We start from the raw sequence: 21,046 nt of genomic DNA on the forward strand, positions 1-21,046 counted from the left end.
CGGGCCGGGTTCGCGGCACGAAGGAGAACTTAGACCGGCTTGATGTTCGCGGCCTGTTCGCTTAGCGCAAGCGGTGACGCAAGCGTATTGCGGCTGTCGAGCTCACACCGCTGCCGTTACCAACACGTCCGAATCGGAGTTGATCGATGGACTTTCTATGGTCCACCCGCAAACCGCAAGCGCAGACTGGTGGCGATTGACGACTCGCATTTATCTATGCGGCCTATAGCGATCCGATCACAGCGGATCCGGCCTGCATGATGTAGTCGCACGTTTTTGTCCCAATATGTGGCGCGGCATGATGTTTCACCTGATGTGCACGAGCAGCGTGTAGGCCGGCGCTAGTTGCTCGAACCACCGATGGTCGCTGCCGTCTATCTGCACCAGTTCGCCCAGACACGCACGCCGTGCCCGCGGCTGATAAACCTTCAGCGGCCGCTGCCGGCGCGGAATCCATAGGCCGGAGGCCATTATCAGTGTACGAACTGTCTCGACGGCCAGTTCGATGCCGTGACATTCCCAGAGCTTCTCGCAGGCCAGTGTCGGTCCGAAATCGGCGTAGCGATCGCGGATGATCGACAGCGCCCGGTCGGCGTCTCCTGGGTCCAGACGGCGGTTGCCGGGCTTCGCTCGGTATCCCGACACCAAACCCGCAGGACCGTGCTCACGCAGCCGGCGAATCTGTCGTGTCGTTAATTCCAGCCGTTCCGCTGCACGCCATGGCTTGAGCTTGCCGTCCGCTACGTCCTGAATGACCTTGAATCGGTCCAGTTCGAGCATCGTGATCCGATCCGTGGCAACCATCGTAGCCTCCGGCGCCGGCCCCCGGCGGCAGAGTAGCGTACGTGGCAAGAAAGCGGACATCTCAATCTAGCCGCCACACAACAAAAAATCCATCATACATATTATGTCAAATCAAGTGACCAACAAAGCCGGCAGTGCCGTCAGGTTGAATGAGACTGAGGGCCTGTCCATCGATCGAATCGCACAGTCACTCCGCTGTTGCACCCGCACCGTCCGGCACTACGTCGCCGGTCGCTCGCCGATTCCATGTCATCGCATCGAGCTACTTAGGTTGCTTGCACGCGAAGCGGATGCGCCGGCCTCCCGCGCCATCGCCGCCTCTATGGTCGAACAACCAGCCGTTGTAGCGCACATCGAACCCGCTCCGGCATCGCTCGACGTTTTGCCCTGCGAAATGCACGCATGGGTCCGTGTCCACGCGTCGCACTCTCAAGCCAACGCAGCTTCGTGCGCTACGTGCGCGGCTGGAACGTCGTTAACAAGATTGGGCCCGCCAAACGCGACGGCACGCTCACGGCCGTCCTGGCCCGCTTGAATACCTCGTCGCTCGAACTACCGCGCTTGTGGCGGACCGGTCCGCGATGGTCCGGAATCGTACCTCCCGCCTATTTCCAAAAAATAAGCGCATCGAAGTGCTTGTTATCTCAATTTAACGATGACAACTTTACTCCGCCACCTTTTGTAATAGGATGTAATCGACTCCGGTGCGAATGCCCCATATATTGAAATTGCTCTTTCACAACCTCTTGGCCATTCGTGGCGCAGTTTTTCAGCCGAAAGAGATTGAGATGCAAAAGATATGTTTGTTTACATGAAACCCGGAGAACAATTATGAATGATCAGAGTGTTTCAACGGCTCGGCGGCGCAAAGCTATCACACCATCACCGCAAGACCTCGAGCGCGGCTATTACGTAACCGAGGATGACAACGGGAGCTGGATTTATCCCGTGAAAGACTTATTTATCTTCGCATATGAGTCGAATCAATTGAGCAGTGACGACAAGAAAACTCTTCGCGCAGCCTTCAAGGCTGCGCTGGATGTTCCAAATCAAATCAAGCAATCCATTGAGAATACCGGAAATCAAGTGGCACTAAATTCGGCGTATTTTCTCGATCCGGATATTGTCATCAAAGCGATAAACGACGTAGACGGCATGGCCGAAACCGGGGGCGAGAGTGACGGAGATAGCGGCACCAAAGTCACACTCGAGATCATGGACACATTCTTCCAAGACGTTCTGTCCTCGCTGGGAGGTGATGTAAAGGTAATCCAGGTCTGGCTCCAGGACAAGATGAATGACTTTCAGGTTCAAATTGGATTTGAGAGCAATTACAAGAACTTTGGCAATCTTATTGGCACTGTGGCAATGGCTGGCGATCTTGGCATTCCAACAACTGCGTTTCAGTACATTTACTCGGACTACAGCACTTCTCAATGGATGGAGAAATTGAGCTGTAGCGATACCGTTGCCCAGTCTTACAGCTACAACTACAAGGTGGTTTATTTCGAGTACGATCCTTCTTGAAATATCAAATCCGCCACAATTTCACTTGTCGTTACGATGGTTTTCGGGATGCCTCGTCTATGGAGATGAGGCATCCCCACTTTTCTCATTCGAATGGTAATGCGCTCGCACGGCTCGATAGGCTTCGCGCTCCGCAATGTGATATCGATACTGCCTGACGCGTATCCGGTCGGCGGCACCAAGCCGATCGTGCGTACCGATGCGCTTTTCCATCACATCGTCACCGGCGGCCAGCCGCGGCGCTGCCGCGACTACGACGACGTGCGGCGAGCGTTCTTCGACCACGCGCTGATTCGCTCGCTCGGCTGCGAAAGCGCGATCAACTATCCGGTGCGATGGGCGGGACAGGCGATCGGCTCGCTGAGTCTGCCGCATCAGCAGGCGTGGTGCGACGCTGACGATTTCGCGACGATCGCGCTGTTTGCGTCGCGCGCGGTCGCACCGGTGCTGAAGGCGATCGGGCGCGTGTGAACGGCGGACCGCGTGGATAGGGGCCGGGGAGCCGCGACTCCCCTGCTGCCTGAGCGAAACGGCCCGCATGGACCGTTTTCGTTACGCGATCGTCTGGCTCGCCAGATCCTTCGGCGCCTTCGTCAGCATTTCGGGCCGCTCGCCGACGAGCACCGTATCGTCGAACCGGAAGCCGCCCAGCCCCCATTCGTACAGCCCCGGTTCCGCAGAATAAACCTCGCCCGCGAGCAGCGGCCGGGTATTGAACGCCATGTCCTCCGGGAACTCGTGGCCGATCAATCCCATCCCGTGTCCGGTGCGATGGCGGATCAGATCGGCGACACCGTGCTTCTCGAACACCGCCTGTGCGGCCGCGTCGATCCCGCAGACCGGCTGGCCCGCGATCGCCGCTTCGCACGCCCCTTCGTTCGCCGCGCGTGCGATGTCGAACAATTGCGCCTGCCGCGCAGACGGCTTGCCGCAGAACCATGTGCGCTCGTTCTCGATCACGAGGCCGTTGATGCGCGGAATCACGATGTTTACGAGCCCGTGACCGTTCTCGATCGTCGCGCCGGCCGAGCGCCCGTCGCCATGCGGCGCGCAGCTCGCGGGGCCGGACAGCGTCCAGCAGCGCAGCACCTCGAATTGCTCGCCCGGAAAGCGCCGCGCGGCCTCGGTGACGAACAGCGCGGCCATCGCCATGTCGAGCTCCTGCACGAGGCGGCCCGGGCGGATGTTCTCGCGATAGCGGTCCTGCAGCCAGTCCGACAGCGCGCTCGCGTCGCGCATCAACTGGATCTCTTCCGCATGCTTGACGACGCGAAGCCGGCGCGTTTCGCCGGCCGCCGCTTCGATCCTGAGGCCGGGCAGCAATGCGGCCGCGCGCGACAGCGGGCCGGTGATCGCATCGCATCCGATGCGTGCGCGATGCAGGCCGGCCGCGCGCAACCAGTCCGCGACGCATTCGCTCCACTGGCTCACGAGCGGCAGCCGCTGCTGCACGCGCGGATGCTCGGCATAGTAGTGTGCGTTGTCGACCCACAGATGCCCGGCTTCGCGCGTGAAGCGCCAATGATGTGTCGACAGCTCGTTCAACACGGCGAACGGCTCGCCGTTGCGCGGCACGACGCAGAGGATCGGGCGCTCCCACGGGAGCACATCGGTGTGGAAATTAGTGACGAACTGGAAGAAATCGCCTTGCGTGAAGGCGAGTGCGTCGTAGCGTTCGCGATCCATCAGCTCGCGCATCAGGCGAAGGCGGTAGTCGCGAACGTCGCGGCCGAGATGTGCCATGAGTTGCTCCGTTTGTCTGTGACGCCCATATTTCTGCAGTGAATGATGCGCGGCGACGTTTGCCGAATCGGATTCGCCGCCATCATTGACCCACGGCGGACACGAAGAATCGGCCCGCCCGCCATCGCCGCACGCGAGAGACCATGTTCGACACGAACGCCGCAAGCGTCCAACGGATTTCCGTGATAGGGTCATCACTGACATCCATAACGGTTGTCGGTTCGTTCCGCTACGTCGCAGGCAAGGCGATCACGGAGATTCGAAATTGAAAGACGTCTTTCGCCAGCTGGATCTGAATTTGTTGCGCGTGTTCGCGACGCTGATGGACGAACGTAACGTGACGCGTGCGGCCGCGCGGCTGTCGCTTTCGCAGTCGGCGGTCAGCAACGCGCTGAGCCGGCTGCGTCGCTCGCTCGACGACACTCTGTTCGAAAAGACGACAACCGGTATCCGCCCGACAGCGCGCGCACAGGAGCTGTGGGCCGCGATGCAGCCGCATTTCGACGCGCTGAGGCAGGCAATCTCACCGGATACGTTCGATCCGGCGCGCTTCTCCGGCACGTTCACCCTCGCGATGTCGGACTACACGGTCGAGCGTGTGATGCCGCGGCTCGCCGCGTACATGGGCCGATACGCGCCATCCATGCGGATCAGCGTGGTGCCGTACGATCTTGCCAACCTGCCGAACCTGTTCGATCGCGGCGGCGTGGATTTCGCGATCGGCGGCTATCTGAACGACGCGAACCGGAGCAGCGGTATTCGTACGCATGCGCTGTGGCCAATCCAGTGGAGTTGCCTGATGCGCAAAGGGCACCCGCTCGAGAAAGGTGCGTTGACGCTCCCGCGCTTTCTGGGCGCTCAGCACCTCGATGTCCTGTTTCCGGGAACCTCGACTCCGCTCTATGACAGCATCCTCGCCGCGCATTCGCACCGGCGCAACCTGCTACTCACGCTGCCCAACTATTCGCCCGCGCTCGCGATCATCGCGCAATCCGACTTCATCGGCGTGCTGCCAACCTCGCTGCTCGATCTCAGCCCGTACAAGGACTCACTGATTTCGCGCCGATTGCCGGTTCAGATGCCGGTGCGGCCTTACTGCATGATCTGGCATCAGCGCTGGGACAGTCACGCCGCGCACCAATGGCTGCGGCAGAGCATCGCGTCACTTTTCACACAAGCTTCGCCGCGCGCTTGACGCTGAAGCGCTGTCAGTTACGCGCTCGGGTGTGACTATCATCCGGCCCGATCAGCGGGAACCGACCCGTCAAACCATCACCCCTTTCCCATCACGGCGAGATAGTCGTAACGATCCCCGCGGTAGAACGAGCGCGTCAGTTCGAGCGGCCGCCCCTCGGCCGAAAACGAGCGGCGCTCGATGTGCAGCACCGGATCGCCGCTGCGGATGCCGAGCAACGCCGCGTCGAGTTCGGACGCCAGTTCCGCGCGCAGCCGCTGAAGCGCCCTGACCGGGCAAATGCCCGCGGCATTCAGCGCGCCGTACAGCGAATCGCCGAACTCCAGGTTGCCGCCCAGCAGTTCGGCGGCCAGCACCGCGCGCTCGATCGCCATCGGCACGGAATCCGCCGTTCTGACACGCTCCAGGTGCATGACGACCGAATCCGGCGCAAGACCCAGCGCGAGCGACTCCTCCGGCGTCGGGCGACGCAGTTCGCGTTTGACCCAGTGCGATCCCGGGCTGAAGCCGCGGCGGCGCATGTCGTCCGAGAAACTCGTGATCTCGGTCAACGGCTGCTCGACGCGCGCAGACACAAACGTCCCGGCACCCTGCCGCGCTTCGACGAGCCCCTGGCGGATCAGTTCCTCGATCGCGCGTCGCACGGTGTCGCGCGACACCTGCAGTTGCGCGGCCAGTTCCCGCTCGGGCGGAAAGCTCTCCCCGGTCTGCATCGTGCCGTCGACGATGAGCGCGCGCAGCATCCGGGCGAGCCGCGATGCAATCGGCATTCGCGCGCCGCCCGGCGATGGCGCATGCAGCTCGGCCACCTGCGGTGGACTGAACAAGTGCGCGCCCGGTTGCGGGTCGGGCGAAAGAAGGTCATCCAGGCTGCGTTCCGTCATCGATACACTAGAAATGGTCAGGATTGAACAGGCGACACGGTGCGATGCACGGCATCAGGACGGCTTGCGCGACTGCAGCGCATGATGAATCGATCCGCCGTGCTCGACGGACAGCGCCTCGGCTTCGCCGCAGCTCAACCCGGCCAGCAGCATCAGGATCGCGATCCGCGGGCGGTTGCCCGCTTCGGTGAGCGTTCGCGCCGCGACCTCCGGCGAGACGCCGGCGGCCTGCGCGACGATCGATTGCGCGCGGAGTTGCAGCTTGTGATTGTGCACCTGCAGGTCGACCATCAGATTGCCATAGGTCTTGCCGAGCGCAACCATCGACAGCGTCGAGAGCATGTTACAGACCATCTTCTGCACGGTCCCGGCCTTCAGGCGTGTCGACCCGGCCAGGATCTCGGGGCCGCAGTCCACTTCGATCGCGACCTCGGCAACCGCGCCGACCTCGCTCCCGCTGTTGCAGGCCACCGATACGGTCGGACAGCCGATCTGGCGTGCATGACGAAGCGCACCGATCACATAGGGCGTGCGACCGCTCGCGGTCAGTCCGACGACCACGTCCTCGCGCCGCAGGTCGATGCCTTCCAGATCCGCTCGCCCTCTTTCGGCGGAATCCTCGATGCCCTCGGACACCCCGACGAAACCGCCCGCGACGATGCCCACGACTTCCCGCGGCGACATGCTGAAGGTCGGCTGGCACTCCAGCGCGTCGAGATAGCCGATCCGCCCACTGTTGCCCGCCCCGATGTACACGAGCCGCCCGCCCGCGCGGAGCGCCTGCGCGACCATCCGCACGCCCGCCGCGATGGACGGCAACGCACGCGCCACGCATGGCGCGATGAACGCATCCTCGCGATTCATCAACGCCACGCCTTCCTCGATACTCAGTTGGTCGAGGTTGGCGCTGAAGACGTTCGGCTGCTCGGTGATCAAACGGTCCAGCGGCATGGTTGCACTCCACAGGTTGGGTGACGGATGGCCTTGATCATAATTGGTATGACATTGGTTGTAAATCGTCGATTCAGTGACAGCCATCTCCCGGAAACCGTCGACGTCGGCTCGGCTCACCCCATAGTGCCACTAAACTACTGATAATAAATAGATTAAAGGCGCTCCACACGATCCAGCCCCTGTTATCTCCAGGACGGAAAAGCTATGCACTCGACCTCTGGACAGCTTCTCAAAAACTACCTATTGCCAACCAATATATGAATTGGTACGTTCCAATATATCGACGGTTCAATGTATCCGCCCCCGGACCGGGGCGGTTCGGTATTCGACAGGAGCAAGCATGGCGGCAGAGACGGCAGAACGGTTCAGGGCACTGGCCCACGCGATTCTCGATGCGATCGGCGGCGCACGGAACGTGCGAAATCACACGCATTGCATGACGCGATTGCGCGTCAACCTCGCCGATCCCGTGCTCGCCGATCCGGCCGCGCTGCGGCAACTGCCCGGCGTGCTGGGCGTGGTGACCGGCGATCCGCTGCAGGTCGTGATCGGCCCGGGCGCGGTCAAACAGGTCTGGGGCGCGTTCGCGCAGGCATTGAGCGAACACGAGGCAAGCGGCACGCGCCCGCAAGACGACGCCCCCGCCGCGAAGCCGGCTGCGCCCGCCCGGCGCGGCAATCACGCCGTGCGCGGATTCCTGCGCCGCATCGCCGCGATCTTCACGCCTCTGATTCCCGCGCTGGTCGGCGCGGGGCTGATCAACGCGCTGGGTGGCCTGCTGCTGCTCTGGGCCCGGCACTCGCCGCCCGACAGCGCAAGCGACCTGACTTTCCTCGCCACCGTCGCGTCGACGATCGGCACCGCGTTCTTCGCGTTCCTGGTCATCCAGGTCGGCATGAATGCGGCGCGCGAATTCGACGGCACGCCGAGCCTCGGCGGCGCGGCCGCGAGCGTGATGATCGTGCCGGCGCTGACCAAGCTCCCCGCGTTCACGCTGCCGCTGCTCGGCGAGATCGCGCTGCGGCCTGGCCAGGGCGGACTGATGGGCGCGCTGCTGGCCGGCGTGCTGGTCGCGCTGGTCGAGCGCAAGCTGCGCACGCGGGTCCCGCCGGCCATCGAGACGCTGGTGACGCCGACGGTGTCGCTGCTCGTCGCGGGCGTCGCGACGCTGTTCGTGTTGATGCCGGTGGCCGACGTGCTGACGAACGGCGTCAGCAAGCTCACCACGCTGCTGTTGAATGTCGGCGGCATGCCGGCCGCGTTCATCCTCGCCGCATCGTTCGTGGGCCTGCTGATGTTCGGCCTGCATCAGGCGCTGATCCCGATTCATGCGCAACTCATCGCGCAGTACGGCTTCACCGCGTTGTTCCCGATTCTCGCGATGTCCGGCTGCGGGCAAGCCGGCGCCGCCTTCGCACTCTATTTCCGCGTCAAGGATGCGGGCCTGAAACAGCGGATCCGCGACACGCTGCCGACCTGCATGCTGGGCGTATCCGAGCCGCTGCTTTACAGCGTCACGCTGCCGCTCGGGCGCCCGCTCGTCACGTCGTCGATCGGCGGCGGCATCGGCGCGCTCGTGCTCGGGTACTTCGCCAGTCACGGCGATTTTGTCGGCGCGACCACGATCGGCCCGGCCAACCTGATGCTGATTCCGCTCGTCACCGGGCCGATGGGGCTGGGCAGCAGCGTCGCGGTCTACTGCCTCGCAACGGCGACAGCCTATGCATCGGCTTTCGTGCTCACGTGGTTCTTCGGGCTGACGCAGGATCAGCGGCGACAGTTCATCCGGCCCGCCCCGCAGCGCGCCGAACCGCTCGCCGACGGGCCGCTGCCGGTACGGCAGCCGCACTGAGCGCGCCGCGCGGCATCGAGACAAGGCGGTCGCACCGGAGTCGGTCGTCTCTTTATCGCCCCATTCAATATGGATAGCTAAATACATGAAAAGCGGAATGGCTTTCGCGCTTGCATGCTTCGTAACGACCTTCGCACATGCGCAATCGAACGTCCTGCTATGGGGGCGCCTGGGCGGCGACGTCCAGTACACGAGCGGCGTGCAGACGTCGCACGGGGCCGCGTCGCGCTGGTCGCAAGGCAGCGACTGGGGCGTCAACATCATCGGCCTGAAGGGCACGGAAGATCTGGGGAACGGCAATCACGCGCTGTTCTGGCTCGAGTCGGCGTTCACGCCGACCGGTTCGCTGGTCGCCGGGCTGATCTTCCAGCGCGCGGCCTGGGTCGGGTTGAAGAACGACACCTTCGGCACGATCCGCTTCGGCCAGGGGCCCATGCTCAACAATTACGTGTGGGAATACGACCCGCTGCTCGAAGAGAATTTCGGCGCCCAGTCGTTCGTCGCCTACCGGAACGGCTCCCGCCTCTCCAACGGCATCCGCTACCTGTCGCCCGACCTGCACGGCTTCTCGTTCGACGCCGAGCTGAACCTGGGCAACAGCCCGACGAGCTTCAATGCGGGCGATCCGGCCAACGCGGGCAAGGCCGGGCGCGCGGACGGCTTCAGCGGCGCCTACACGCACGGCGACTTCCAGGTGCGGGTGGTGTGGGACGAGATCCGCAACGCGCAGGGTATCGAGAACAACCTGTTCAGCTACTCGCGCGAGCTGTTCGTCGGCGTGCGCGACCGGTTCGGCCCGTTTCGCGTGCAGGCCGCCTACACCCACTACTCCGCACCCGACACGCCGGCAGGACTGTCCGATCGCGCCGACCTCTGGTGGGCCGGCCTCACATACGACGTGAACCCGTTTTTCCATCTGCAGGGTGCGGCCTACACGATGAAGGTCGGCCCCGGCAAGTGGACCGCCGATCACGACGGCGAGTCGCGCGTGACGATGGTCGGCGTCGGCTGCATGTACGACCTGTCGAAGCGGACCTTCCTGTACAGCATGGCCGCGCACGTGTTCAACAGCGCCAACGCCAATTTCGGCGTCAATCCACAAAGCCCGGGGCTCGGGCCGATGAACGCCGGCTGGGGCACGAACCCCGCGCCGGGCCATGGACAAACCGGCGTTTATGCCGGCATCGAGACGGTGTTCTAGCCGGCGTGGCCGGTCGGCGCAGTCCCTGCGCATCGCGCCACGTTCTTCCACCTCGCCAACCTGGAGTCGAACCATGCATTCCCGATCCATCCGCCCGCGCTCGTTGGTCGCAGCCGGCGTCGGCACGGCAGCACTGATCGCGCTTGCGGTCACCCATCCACGCGACGTCGATGCCGCATCGTCGTTTACCGTGCTGGACAACACCGCCTATGCCGATGTCTCGCTCGGACACGGCGCGGTCAAGACCAACTTCATCCCGGCCCGTTACTGCCAGCCGCTCACGTACGATGCATCGACGGGCACGGTGAAGCTGCCGTCGCAGAGCGACTGGGAGGCACTGGTCAACACGTACGATCCGACGCCGGCCGACTCGGCCGGCTATCTCGTGCTCGACTGCGAAAAGCTGTACCTGACCGGCAGCACGGCGACGATTGCCAACCGGTTCGCGATCCTCAAGCAACTCCAGCAATGGACCCAGGCGATTCGCCCCAATCGCGTACTCGGGTGGTACGGGCTCGCGAATGCGGCCAACATCAGCACGGTGGATTCAGCCAGCGCCTATCGCGACATCGCGCAATTGATGGATCTCAACAACGGCCGGACCGCGTACTTCCCGAGCGAATACGTGAAGGCCAACGGGACATCGCCGTATACGGGCGCGGCATGGGCCCCGCAGCTCAACGCCGACCTCGCCACCACCGGGACGATCGATCGCCAGAGCAGCACGGGCACGCATCCGGTGTTTCCGTACGTCTGGCCGCAGTACTACGACCAGAACACGACCTTGATTCCCGCGTCGACCTGGCAAAGCATGCTGAACACGATCCGAAGCACCAGCGCGGCCGGCCTGATCATCTGGGGCGGCCAGAATCCTGCTGTCGAATACGATGCGAACAATGACGGGAACGGGCCGTGGGTTGCGGTCACGCAGGCGTTTCTGGACAGCCTCTGAGCGACGCGTGAGCGTGTCGGGCTACCGTACGGCCGCGCTACGGAGCGAAACGGGCAGCCCGAGGACGATCAGGTGCAGGACGATCGGCACCAGGACGGCATCGTCGACGAGACCGAGCAGCGGTATCGCGATATTGAACGGCTCAAGCGCATAGACGGCGACGAGCCCGAGCACGGGAATCAGCCAACCCGGACGATCAGGGTGGCTCAGGGCGGTCCAAAGGACGCGCAGGTCGCGTCGGGCGGTTTTCCAGAGCAGGAGCAAGCGTCTCATTTGGCGATTCTCCGGTGAGGACAATCGAGCATAGCAGCTTGCCGATTCCCGTGCCGCCCGACCTCGACGCCGGCCATGACGCAACTTTGCAGGTTCGCCGGCCGATGCACGCCTGCGCGACGTCACCGGACTGCGCGCGACGGTTTCCGGAAGCGCGGCATCCGGGCACGCCGTACCGCCACCGCCTTGGCCCCGCCGAGCCGCGCGCCGTCATCGCCGGCGCGCGGCCTCGTCGATTACGACTGCGAGAGCCTGCGCAAGCGCTCGACCGCCGACTCCGAACCCGCGGCCGCTCCGCCTGCCGCGATGCGACGCGCTTCTTCGACCGCCGCCTGTTGATCGAGCGGTTTCTGCCCGATGGCCGCCACCGTTTGCGCGGCATCCGCGGCGACGCGCGCCTGGGAGGCCGCCGCCTGCAACGCGCCGAGCCCGGTCGACGCGCCACCGGTGCCCGCACGCAGCCGGCTCAGTTCATCCTGCTGTTGCTGCATCAACTGCGCCCGCTCGCGGTCGGCCTGTGCCTGCGCGAGGTCGGCCATCGCCGCACGCGCTTTCGCGTCGAACTCGTTCACCTGGGTTTCGACGGTCGTCAGAATTTCCTGCAGCGTATCGACGAGTTGCTGGGCGCCGTCCGCTTCGGCCTGACGCCGCGGCAGATCCTGCTTGCGACGCTCGAGATCGTTGGTGAACTGCGTCAGGGTCAGCTCGTTGATCTCCTGCTTTTCGAACTTGTCGATCAGCACGACCGCCGCCTTCATGTCGCCGTCGATGCTCGCCTTCAGATCCGCGGCCGCCTTCTGCGCAGCGCCGTTCTTCTGCCTGGCCTCGGCCAGCTTGACCGCCACTTCGTGCAGCTTCGCCTGAAGGTTGTCGCGGTCGACTTGCGTCGCCGTTTCCGGATCGAATGCGGCGATCTGCTGCGCGAGGCGGTCGCCTACGGTACCAACGTGTTTCGCGAGAAGCGACGAAACGAGTTTCCAGCCAGACATGGTGTGCTCCTTGGTCAATCTTGAGTTGCGAGTTGCGGGTTGCGGGTTGCGAACGGATCGAGGCGGCTTCGCGCCTCAGAAAACCTTGACGCGCAGCGGATCGATGGCAAGACCGGCGAAATAGTCGACCCAGACGGCCTCGTCCGGACGCCCGTCCATCGTCTCGACATGCTCGAAATCGATCCACAGGCGCTCGATCGGGCCACTTTCCTGCGCCGGGCCGGCCGGCAGGCGCCGCACGTATTGCATGAACGAATGCGTCTTCTCGACGCCCTTCTGGCCGACGCCGTCGTCCAGCCGGCGCTCCCTGGCCGTCCACGGCCGGACGTAGTCGCCGCCCGGCGCATCGCGCTCGAAGCCGATCGCGTCGTTGCCGCCGAGCAGCGCATCGACGCGTGCCGGCTGCGTGGCGAGGTGTGCGATCTGGGCAAGCTCGTCGCGATCCATGTCGTAGCGGTCCTGCCCGAGGCCGTAGCCGTGGCCGCGGAAGGCGTCCTGTTCCTCGGCCGTCAGCGGATATTCGCGATACAGGAACTGGTAGTACGCGGTTTCGCGCACATCCCGGGGATCATCGTTGCCGGTCATGACCTGAAGGAACGCACCCTGCCCGTTCCTGTCCGTGCCCGTATCCGTGTACAGCCGGAAGATCGACAGATCCGCATCGGCGTCGACATGCAGGCGGCTGACCGCGACGATCGGCATCTGCACAGCCGGCGGCACAACCAGCAGCGACCCTTCGAGCAGCGCGAAATCGGCCAGCACCAGCTCGATCATGCCGCCGATACGCGCGCCGAACGGCAGCCCGGTGTCGACCCGCTCCGGTTGATCGACCTGCGCGCGCGCAAGATCGTCGAGGCGCTTTCCGCCGATACGGCGAGCGAGTTCAAGAATTCCCATGTGCGTCGTTTCTCAGAGGCGGTAGTTGGTGTGGGACATGTAGCGTGCCTTCCGCTCCAACCACGCGCGGCGCGCACGCCTGAACAGCGCGACGACCAGCCACACGGCGAGAAAAAGGCCGCCCAACACCACGACTGCACCCAGCCACACGTTCTTGCGTTCCTTTGCCGGCGCCTTTGCCGCCTGGGCATGCTGGACATCGGATGCGGCGACCTCGGCATCCGGCGTCGCATCGTCGTCGGGCGCGTGCCGATACACCGACGCATTGCCCGAATCTGACGCGCGCCTCTCCGGCTGCTGCACGACGACCGTTTCGCGCGGCGCGCTGCTGCGCCCGAGCATATAGCCGAGCAGGAGCCCGTTGCTGCCATTGGATGGCTGTGCCGCGACCGGCGGTGGCGGTGCGCTGTACGACGGCGGCGGCGGCGCGTCGTTTCGCGCCCCGTACGAATGCGGATTGCTGGACGTGCCGTGGTCGGGCGAGTTGCTGTTGCTGGCGTTGCTGCCATCACTGCCGCTGTGCGACGACTCGCTCGAATTCAGCGTCGCAGCCGCGTCACGGCTCGACTGGGCGGCATACAGCGCCCCACCCAGCGCAGTCGCGGCAATGACCTTCTTCGAGCCCGAACTGCTGAACCCCGACTTCCCGGACGTGCCGGACCCATCGGACGGACTGGCCGACGAACGGGCCGGTGCGTCATAAGCGGAAGCGCTCTTGTAGTTCGACGCACTGTATGAGCTGCTGGAGCCGGGGGTCGCACTGTAAGAGGAACGGCTGGAGCTTGAGCCGGGACTCGAACTGTAAGTCGAGCGACTGGAGCTTGAGCCGGGACTCGAACTGTAATCGGAGCGGCTGGAGCTTGAGCTGGGACTCGAACTGTAAGTCGAGCGACTGGAGCCCGAGCCGGGACTCGAACTGTAATCGGAGCGGCTGGAGCTCGAGCTGGGACTCGAACTGTAAGTCGAGTGACTGGAGCTCGAGCCGGGACTCGAACTGTAATCGGAGCGGCTGGAGCTGGAGCTAGGACTCGAACTGTAAGTCGAGCGGCTGGAGTTCGACCCGTAACTGGAACTGTAAGAGGAGCGGCTGGAGCTGGAGCCGTAACTCGAACCGTAGGAGGACCGGCTGGAACTCGAGCTGGAGCTGGAACTTGAACTGTACGACGAACGGCTGGACCCGGAGCTCGATCCGGACGACGAGCGGCTCGAGCTGAAACCGGAACTCTTGGCAAAGGCGATCGGCGCCGGGCATCCCGTAGCGAGCGCGAAAGCGACCAGTGTCGCAGCGACCTGGAGGCGTGTGGCCTTCATGTTGTTGACGTCCTTGTGGTTCAAAATTGAGTCTGCTCGGGCCAGTCGCCGGTCTCTCAGTTGCCGTTCCGGCCCGTTGTCATGCGCGGGTTTTCGTACCGCCCCGGCGCCATCCGGTTGCGCATGCCGTGCGATACGCGAGCCGAGCCCCCCTTTCGCCGCGCCTACAATCCTAACAAGTCTGAAGGAAGCTTGCGCGACCATTTGACCCCGAATGCATCATTCCGGCGGATTATTTCCCTGGACGATCCGTTTTATCGAACCCGGAGGCATTGCCTTCGGATGGGGCTGGCTGGCTGGCAAGCGCAGGCGCGTGGATTGAAGCGGCAGCCAGGAAGGAAGATCGCCGAACGTTGGCCAAGACCCGCTTTCTGCTGCATCGGCCGCCGGCCGCGTCACGCAGCGCGGCTGGCGACCCGGGATAGTTGCCGCGATGAAATCGTCAGGATGCGCGACAGGCCGAATCGCCTCTTCGTCGGGCGACGGACCAATCCATGGAAACGATGACGCCGGATACCGCGTGGGATTTCCGGCTGAGCGCGGAAGGGGTGGCGAAATACAGGCCGGCAATCAAAATCGTGTCGTCCGAACCGGAAATCGACAAACGCATCGCGAATCGCTGACGGCGCCGCAATGGGCGCATTTCCGATTGTTCACGAATGGCGCGTGCGTCGAAAACCAGGCGCGGCGGCCCGGCCGGACCGCTATCGGTCGATGATCGAAAGGCGACCGCCGCCGGCCGCCCTTCCCCGCGTTACGCCGCGGCCGCTTCCGCCCAGGGCGGCCGGAAATCCAGCCCGAGATGCTGGCTGATCGCCGCGTCGAGCCGCTCGACCGCGTCCCGCTCGATACGCGTGATTCCCGGATGCCAGATATCGACCAGCAGGCAAACCCGCGGCTCGTCGCTGTCGTTCCAGCTCTCATGCTCGAACGTGTCGTCGAATATGATCGCGCGGCGGTCCGGCCACTCGCGGGTCTCGTCGCCGACGCGCAGCCGCGAGCCCTGCGGCACGATCAGCGGAAGCTGGCAGGTCAGCTTGAGATTCGTCGTGTCCGAATGCGGCGGAATCCGCGTACCGCCCTGGATCACCGAAAAGATGAAGGCGCCGCTCGGGCTGAGGAAATCCTGCACCTGCCGCATCAGCGCCGCGGTGTGCGGGCAGCGGCGGCAATTCTCCTCGACCTCGGGCTCGCCCTTGCGCCGGAAATAGAACGACCCCCAGTCGTTGCGCCGGATCGACTCGAACCGTCCCGCCACCTGCTCTTCGTACGGCAGCAGCATCGGCGTGGTCACCTGCGCGAGAAACTCCTCGCGCAGCACGTCGACCGACGCCTCGATCGTCGACGTGAACGCCTCGAGCTCCGGATAATCGGACGCCTCGTACCACGGCTTCCCGTCCAGCCCCGGGAAATAGAACAGCAACGGCCGCTGATGTTTCGGCAACTCGGGCAGCGGAACCCGCCCCGTGTTGATGTTGACGAACTCGATCACGCGTTCGAGCTCCGCTATCCCGTACTGCGACACGAGCGCATCCAGCGTCTCGTGAATCGCGTTGTGCATCTCCTGTTTCAAAGTCGCTCTCCTTGGCTATCGTGGGGTGACAAAACGAAAAAGATTGCCGCTACCGCATGACGCATCGCACCTGAATCGAACCGGCGCGCCCGGCCCTACACGCGCGCCGTCGCCTTCGCCTCTTCCACCGGGCCGGCAGCCCACCCGCCGATCGACGCGCCGTACCCGGACGCCGCCGCGACCAGCACGCCGACGCCGCACCACACCGCCTGCACGCCCCACTGGCTGACCAGGTAGCCGAGCAGGATCGACGCGATCATGCTGCCGAGCTGGAACACCAGCGAAAAGAACGAGACGGCGCGCGATCGCAACGCATCGGGCGTCCGGTGATGCAGCACCGCGTTGACCACCGCGCCGGCAATGCCGAGGAACAGCGCGACCCCGCTCAGCACGACGCCGAATGCGACCACGTGGTTCGCCCAAAGCGTCAGCACGAGGCTCACGGAAAGCCCGGCGAACGGCAGCGTCACGGCGAGCGCCGGCCGTGCGGCGCAATGCTTCATCACGCGATACGACGCCCAGCCGCCCGCGCCCTTCACGACCAGCATCAGCGTGAGGAACAGGCCGAACGCCCAGGTCGCGCCATGCGTCGGCACGAGCGTCTTCAACACCACCGGCCAGTAGCTCTCCAGCACCGACACGACGCCGCCGAGCAGCATGCAGAGCAGGATCAGCGGCCGCACCGCGCCGCCATGCCACGCAAACCGGACCAGTTCGCGAAGATCGTCGAGCATCCTGCCGGCCGGCACCGCCTCGTGCGGCGCCTGCTCGGCCTCGGCGAAAAACCACGACGTCAGGCCCAGCAGCACGATGAACAGACCGCACGCGAGCGCCAGGCCGATCTTGTACGGGTTGTCGAACAGGCGGCTGCCGATCAGGTCCGGGAGCACGCCGCCGACCAGCGACATGCTCGCCAGCCCGAGCGCGGAGGCCAGCTCCGCGCGGCCGAGAAAATACGGAATCCGCTTCGTCTCGCCGTGCTCGCGCAGCAGGCCGACGTACCACGCGTCGACGGTGCCGGAACTCATCGCACGCGCGACGCCGAAGCTCGCCGCGGCGAGGTACAGCATCGGCTTCTGGCTGAAACACAGCATCAGCGCGCAGCCGACGCTGTTCATCAGCAGCGAGATGCGATAGGTCCGGATGCGGCCCACGCGGTCGGCCATCGCACCGAACGGCAGTTCCAGCGCGATGGTCGACAGGCTGAACAGCGCCGCGTAAAGCCCGATCTCGAACAGCGTGAAATGGTTGTGCAGCAGGAACAGCGTGACGACCGGCAGCACGAGGCCGAAGGTGCCCCACAACGCCGCCTGCTGCAGGCAGTACCGCAGGTGGACGGTCATCGGCCGTCCTTGCCGCCGGACTCGAGCAGCAGGTACTCGCCGTCTTCCGCGCTGCCGGCGCCGATCTCGACGAAGCCGCACGCGGCATAGAACGCCAGCGCCGGCGCGTTGGCGCGCAGGCACTTGAGCCGGTAGCGCGTGGCCGGCCAGCCCGGCAGCGCGCGCAGCAGCGCCCGGCCGACGCCGCTGCGGTGGCGCGGCCGGTACACGTGCAGGTGATGGATGAAATGGTCGGGCTCCCAGACCGACACGAAGCCGGCAAGCCGCCCGCCGCCGTCCTCGGCGATCCTCAGCCGCTCGCCCTCCGTCTGGACCTCGAAGTCGGCCAGCTGGAACGCACCCGCCGGCTGCCACACGAAAGTCTCGCGGCGCGAGTGCAGGAACAGTTCGCGCAGGGCCGGCATATCGGCGGCCACCGCGTCACGTACGATGATCGTCATGATTCGCTTACCTCGCAGCAGTCGTGGTTGCCGGGGCCGTGCAGCCTGGCAGGCTCGCCATCACGTCGGCAACGAAGCGTTCGGTGTCCCAGCTGCGGTCCACCGTCGCGCCCAGCCGGGTGATGACCGCGCGGCACGACGGCACGATCACCACCAGCTGGTGATTGAAGCCGTCCATCATCGTCACGTCCTCCGGCAGCGACGGAAACCGCCGCGCGCCACCGACGCCGGCGTTCAGCCACAGATGCGCGCCGAGCCGGCCGTCGTGCCGCGCCGCCTGGGGCGTCGCCATGAACCGCACCCAGTCGGGATCGACGATGCGCGTGCCATGCCACACGCCGTGCTGGAGGATCAACTGGCCGAGCTTCGACCAGTCCCGCGCCGACGCCAGCATGTAGCTGCCGCCGACCAGCGTGCCCGACGCGTCGGGCTCCATCATCGCGGTGCGGATGCCGAGCGGCTCGAACAGCCGCGCCCGCGCGAACGGCACGATGTCGAGCGGCTGCGGCGAGACCGCCCGCGCGACGATCTTCGCGACCAGCACGCTGCCGCCGCTCTGGTAGTCCACCTCGCGGCCGGGCGCGACCTTCAGCGGCCGGCTCGCGACGAAGCGCGCCATGTCGGTCGACTGGTACAGCATCTTCGTCGTGTCCGAGCCGGGCAGATAGCCTTCCTGGTAGTCCAGCCCGCTCGTCCATTGCAGCAGGTTCCGCAACTGGATTGCCTGGCGCGGATCGCCGGGCGATGCCCAGTCGTCCAGCAGGCGATCCTGCGCGAGCGTCAGCTTGCCGTCGCGGGCCAGTACGCCCGCCAGCAATGCGGTAACCGTCTTCGTCATCGACCAGCCGAGCAACGGGGTGTCGGCCGTGACGCCCGGCGCGTACCGCTCGCCGACGAGCTTGCCGTCCTGTCGCACGACCACGGCCAGCGTGTTGCGCAGCGACCCGGGCGACGGCTCCGCCACCGCGCGCTCCAGCACGCTGCGCAGCGCCGGCGGAACATCGGACGGCGCAGCATCGCCGGCGGGGTCGACGTTGTCGGCATCGGCCGCGGCGGGCGGCAGCGCGAGGCCGCGGCCCTGTATGCGCAACGCGTCGAGCGCGTCGGCCGGCGCGATCGTGCAGCCGAGGCCCGGCCGGTACAGCGCGACCGTCGCGCGCAGCACGCCGAGCCCGGCGGCCTCGACGGTCTGTCGCGCACGGTCGATCCGGTACGTGACGAAGTTGAACAACGGATTGATCGGCTTCACTTCGCGCGCGAACACGGCGCGCGCATTGCCGTCGCCGCCGGCGAGCACGCGCACGCACAGGTAATGCGACGCATAGCCGGTCGCGGCGGGCAGCGCCCAATACAGCACGCCCGCGGCAATCACCAGCAGCAGCACGGCGGTGGCGGCGAGCATCTTGAAGACGGTAGCGACACGGGACGGATGACGATCCGGCATGGGGAATGTTTTCCTGGTTCGACGATTCGACGAGACGGTGCAGGCGGCCGCGCGGCCGCCCGCGCTCAGAGGATGATTTCCTTCTTCAGGTACAGCCGCTCGGACTGGATGTCGTGCGCGTGGCAGCGCGCGATCAGCTTGTCCGATTCGACGATCGGCAGCGAGGTCGGCGCGTATTCGATGCTGGAGATGAACTTGAGCCACGGCTCCGCGCCCATCGCATAGACGAACACCTGGCGCGGTGCGAAGCACTCGACCAGCGGCCACGCACGCTCGCAGTCGGAGCCGTTCAGCCGGCGGTTCTGGTCGAACTGCCGCCCGAGCGGCTCGTTCAGGAGCGCGCCGTACAGCCAGGACATCGGCGCGCCTTCGCACTCCATGCCGATGAACAGCGTGCCGATCCGGCCGATGCGCTGCGCGATGCGCTGGTACAGCTCCGGCTGCAGGTTGTTCGAGTCGGCCGCGAACAGCATGCTCTTGCCGTCCACCTTCAGCGCGAAGGCCATCTTCGCGGCGATATGCAGATCGCCGTGCTCGCCGAGGAACGGCAGCGCCACGATCTCGCCGCCCGGCACGGGCACGCTGTCCAGCTCGCCGACCTCGACGACTCGTTCGAACCCGCACGCCTCGAGCGCGAGCCGGATCGACGGGTCCTGCAGGAACCCGCCGTGGCTGCGCGGCACCACCAGCGTGCCGATCCGGTGCCGTAGCTGCAGCAGGCTCTCGAGCACGATGTGATCCTGGTGATTGTGAGTCAGCAGCACGTAGTCGATGCGCTCGGGCAGATCCGCGAACGTGAACGGATCCTCGCCCTGCCCGAGCGGATAACCGACGATCGGATCCGTCAGCAGCGAAAATTCCGCGGTTTCGACCAGCACCGTCGCATGGTTGAAGTAGCGCACCCGCACCGGCTGCTGCCCCGCGCGCGCCGGTGCCGACGGCGGGCGCGGCGGCGGCGCGTCGGTGAACCAGGTTTCGAGCGCCGCGCGCCGGGCGGCACCGCCCTCCGCATGCGCGAGCAGACGGTCGATCAGGTCCGGCGCGGCGCCCGCGTGGCGGGCCGCGAACAGCTCGTCGTACAGCGCGTCACGGAACGGCAGGCGGATCTGCACCATGTGCTCGTCGGGAAAGCGCGGCGTGCTGAGCATGAAGCTCCGGTCGTCGCTGGTCGCGAGGAAGCCGTTCACGCTCTGCAGCGCGTCGAGATAGCCGGCGCTGTCGTACAGCAACCGCTCGAACAGCCGGTACGACGCGTGGCCGCGCAGGTCGTAGCCCAGCTCGACGAACCCCTTCAACGGCTCGGGCACCCGCGCATACAGCGGCGACAGCGTATCGCCGCCCCCTTCCCGTGCAAGCAGCTCGTCGAGCTCGCGCAGCGCGTCCGCCAGCGCCAGCAGCGGCGCGGCGCGCGTGCGGGTGTCGCGGATCAGCGCATCGACCGCCGGCACGAGCTCCCGGCCGCCGTTGAGGAACGGGCCGCCGGCCATCTTCGCGGCGGAACGCCGGTGCAGCTCCGGCGCGCGGATGAAGGACTCCATGATGCGCAGGTGCACCTGCTTCATCACCAGCGCGCAGGTCGCCGGCTGCAGCAGGAACGTCCACGCATACCATTGATTGATCAGCGGTTCGAAGACGACGTTCGGTTTCAGGTAGATCTGGGTCAT

The 21,046-nt window shown here is 65.3% G+C and carries 20 protein-coding genes and 1 pseudogene; 8 read left to right on the forward strand and 13 right to left on the reverse strand.

Annotated features, from left to right (window positions below):
* Positions 1-312: 312 nt before the first annotated feature.
* Positions 313-804: pseudogene (locus OHZ10_RS34235) on the reverse strand (ISNCY family transposase); the annotation flags it as partial.
* Positions 805-1,635: 831 nt separating this feature from the next.
* Here OHZ10_RS34235 and OHZ10_RS34240 point away from each other — a divergent pair.
* Together OHZ10_RS34240 and OHZ10_RS34245 are read left to right on the forward strand one after the other, a co-directional pair.
* The gene (locus OHZ10_RS34240; RefSeq protein ID WP_155627346.1) at positions 1,636-2,331 is read left to right on the forward strand and encodes a hypothetical protein; all 696 of its coding nucleotides are present in this window, start codon (positions 1,636-1,638) and stop codon (positions 2,329-2,331) included.
* Between the two features lie 138 nt (positions 2,332-2,469).
* The gene (locus tag OHZ10_RS34245) at positions 2,470-2,802 is read left to right on the forward strand and encodes a hypothetical protein (protein ID WP_174993888.1); all 333 of its coding nucleotides are present in this window, start codon (positions 2,470-2,472) and stop codon (positions 2,800-2,802) included.
* 81 nt (positions 2,803-2,883) lie between these two features.
* Here the strand turns inward: OHZ10_RS34245 and OHZ10_RS34250 are convergent, their stop codons facing one another.
* The gene (locus tag OHZ10_RS34250) at positions 2,884-4,074 is read right to left on the reverse strand and encodes a Xaa-Pro peptidase family protein (protein WP_342706400.1); all 1,191 of its coding nucleotides are present in this window, start codon (positions 4,072-4,074) and stop codon (positions 2,884-2,886) included.
* 265 nt (positions 4,075-4,339) lie between these two features.
* Here OHZ10_RS34250 and OHZ10_RS34255 point away from each other — a divergent pair, with 265 nt between their 5' ends.
* The gene (locus OHZ10_RS34255; protein WP_059241778.1) at positions 4,340-5,269 is read left to right on the forward strand and encodes a LysR family transcriptional regulator; all 930 of its coding nucleotides are present in this window, start codon (positions 4,340-4,342) and stop codon (positions 5,267-5,269) included.
* Between the two features lie 77 nt (positions 5,270-5,346).
* On the opposite strand, the gene OHZ10_RS34260 is transcribed toward OHZ10_RS34255, so the two are convergent.
* Positions 5,347-6,039, reverse strand: a complete 693-nt coding sequence (locus OHZ10_RS34260) for a GntR family transcriptional regulator (protein ID WP_256087421.1) — start codon at positions 6,037-6,039, stop codon at positions 5,347-5,349.
* 168 nt (positions 6,040-6,207) lie between these two features.
* Positions 6,208-7,104, reverse strand: a complete 897-nt coding sequence (murQ, locus tag OHZ10_RS34265) for an N-acetylmuramic acid 6-phosphate etherase (RefSeq protein ID WP_059241780.1) — start codon at positions 7,102-7,104, stop codon at positions 6,208-6,210.
* Between the two features lie 343 nt (positions 7,105-7,447).
* On the opposite strand from murQ, the gene OHZ10_RS34270 reads away from it, so the two are divergent.
* The 3 genes from OHZ10_RS34270 to OHZ10_RS34280 all read left to right on the forward strand — a co-directional run bounded on the left by OHZ10_RS34270 (position 7,448) and on the right by OHZ10_RS34280 (position 11,112).
* On the forward strand, positions 7,448-8,959 hold the full coding sequence (locus tag OHZ10_RS34270; protein WP_174993886.1) for a PTS transporter subunit EIIC: 1,512 nt from the start codon (positions 7,448-7,450) through the stop codon (positions 8,957-8,959).
* A gap of 97 nt (positions 8,960-9,056) precedes the next feature.
* Entirely contained in the window at positions 9,057-10,160 is a 1,104-nt protein-coding gene (locus tag OHZ10_RS34275) for a porin (RefSeq protein ID WP_342706401.1), read from the forward strand.
* 73 nt (positions 10,161-10,233) lie between these two features.
* The gene (locus OHZ10_RS34280; protein WP_342706402.1) at positions 10,234-11,112 is read left to right on the forward strand and encodes a hypothetical protein; all 879 of its coding nucleotides are present in this window, start codon (positions 10,234-10,236) and stop codon (positions 11,110-11,112) included.
* Positions 11,113-11,133: 21 nt separating this feature from the next.
* Here the strand turns inward: OHZ10_RS34280 and OHZ10_RS34285 are convergent, their stop codons facing one another.
* From OHZ10_RS34285 to OHZ10_RS34300, 4 genes are all read right to left on the reverse strand, one after another.
* A complete protein-coding gene (locus OHZ10_RS34285) occupies positions 11,134-11,385 on the reverse strand; it encodes a hypothetical protein (protein ID WP_059241788.1) in 252 nt (83 codons plus the stop codon).
* Positions 11,386-11,621: 236 nt separating this feature from the next.
* Complete coding sequence (locus OHZ10_RS34290; RefSeq protein ID WP_226196792.1) at positions 11,622-12,392, reverse strand: hypothetical protein; 771 nt, start codon at positions 12,390-12,392, stop codon at positions 11,622-11,624.
* A gap of 57 nt (positions 12,393-12,449) precedes the next feature.
* Positions 12,450-13,271, reverse strand: coding sequence for a DUF2491 family protein (locus tag OHZ10_RS34295; RefSeq protein ID WP_059241792.1), 822 nt, complete (start codon positions 13,269-13,271; stop codon positions 12,450-12,452).
* A gap of 12 nt (positions 13,272-13,283) precedes the next feature.
* Positions 13,284-13,613: a hypothetical protein gene (locus OHZ10_RS34300; RefSeq protein WP_342706403.1), complete on the reverse strand. Its 330-nt coding sequence runs from the start codon at positions 13,611-13,613 to the stop codon at positions 13,284-13,286.
* A gap of 19 nt (positions 13,614-13,632) precedes the next feature.
* On the opposite strand from OHZ10_RS34300, the gene OHZ10_RS34305 reads away from it, so the two are divergent.
* On the forward strand, positions 13,633-13,974 hold the full coding sequence (locus tag OHZ10_RS34305; protein ID WP_155627348.1) for a hypothetical protein: 342 nt from the start codon (positions 13,633-13,635) through the stop codon (positions 13,972-13,974).
* A gap of 880 nt (positions 13,975-14,854) precedes the next feature.
* Positions 14,855-15,007, forward strand: coding sequence for an ATP-dependent Clp protease proteolytic subunit (locus OHZ10_RS34310; RefSeq protein ID WP_226196796.1), 153 nt, complete (start codon positions 14,855-14,857; stop codon positions 15,005-15,007).
* Positions 15,008-15,336: 329 nt separating this feature from the next.
* On the opposite strand, the gene OHZ10_RS34315 is transcribed toward OHZ10_RS34310, so the two are convergent.
* The 5 genes from OHZ10_RS34315 to OHZ10_RS34335 all read right to left on the reverse strand — a co-directional run bounded on the left by OHZ10_RS34315 (position 15,337) and on the right by OHZ10_RS34335 (position 21,046).
* Positions 15,337-16,155, reverse strand: a complete 819-nt coding sequence (locus tag OHZ10_RS34315; RefSeq protein WP_340626065.1) for an aspartyl/asparaginyl beta-hydroxylase domain-containing protein — start codon at positions 16,153-16,155, stop codon at positions 15,337-15,339.
* A gap of 95 nt (positions 16,156-16,250) precedes the next feature.
* A complete protein-coding gene (locus OHZ10_RS34320) occupies positions 16,251-17,498 on the reverse strand; it encodes an MFS transporter (RefSeq protein WP_342706404.1) in 1,248 nt (415 codons plus the stop codon).
* Complete coding sequence (locus OHZ10_RS34325) at positions 17,495-17,938, reverse strand: GNAT family N-acetyltransferase (RefSeq protein WP_256087429.1); 444 nt, start codon at positions 17,936-17,938, stop codon at positions 17,495-17,497. Before OHZ10_RS34325 ends, OHZ10_RS34320 begins: the two co-directional genes overlap by 4 nt.
* A 7-nt stretch (positions 17,939-17,945) precedes the next feature.
* A complete protein-coding gene (locus OHZ10_RS34330; RefSeq protein WP_342706405.1) occupies positions 17,946-19,382 on the reverse strand; it encodes a serine hydrolase in 1,437 nt (478 codons plus the stop codon).
* A gap of 65 nt (positions 19,383-19,447) precedes the next feature.
* Positions 19,448-21,046 carry an MBL fold metallo-hydrolase gene (locus OHZ10_RS34335; RefSeq protein ID WP_226196798.1) on the reverse strand — a complete coding sequence of 533 codons (1,599 nt, stop codon included), beginning with the start codon at positions 21,044-21,046 and terminating at the stop codon, positions 19,448-19,450.

It is taken from the genome of Burkholderia arboris, assembly GCF_038723655.1.
Classification (GTDB): Bacteria; Pseudomonadota; Gammaproteobacteria; order Burkholderiales; family Burkholderiaceae; genus Burkholderia; species Burkholderia arboris.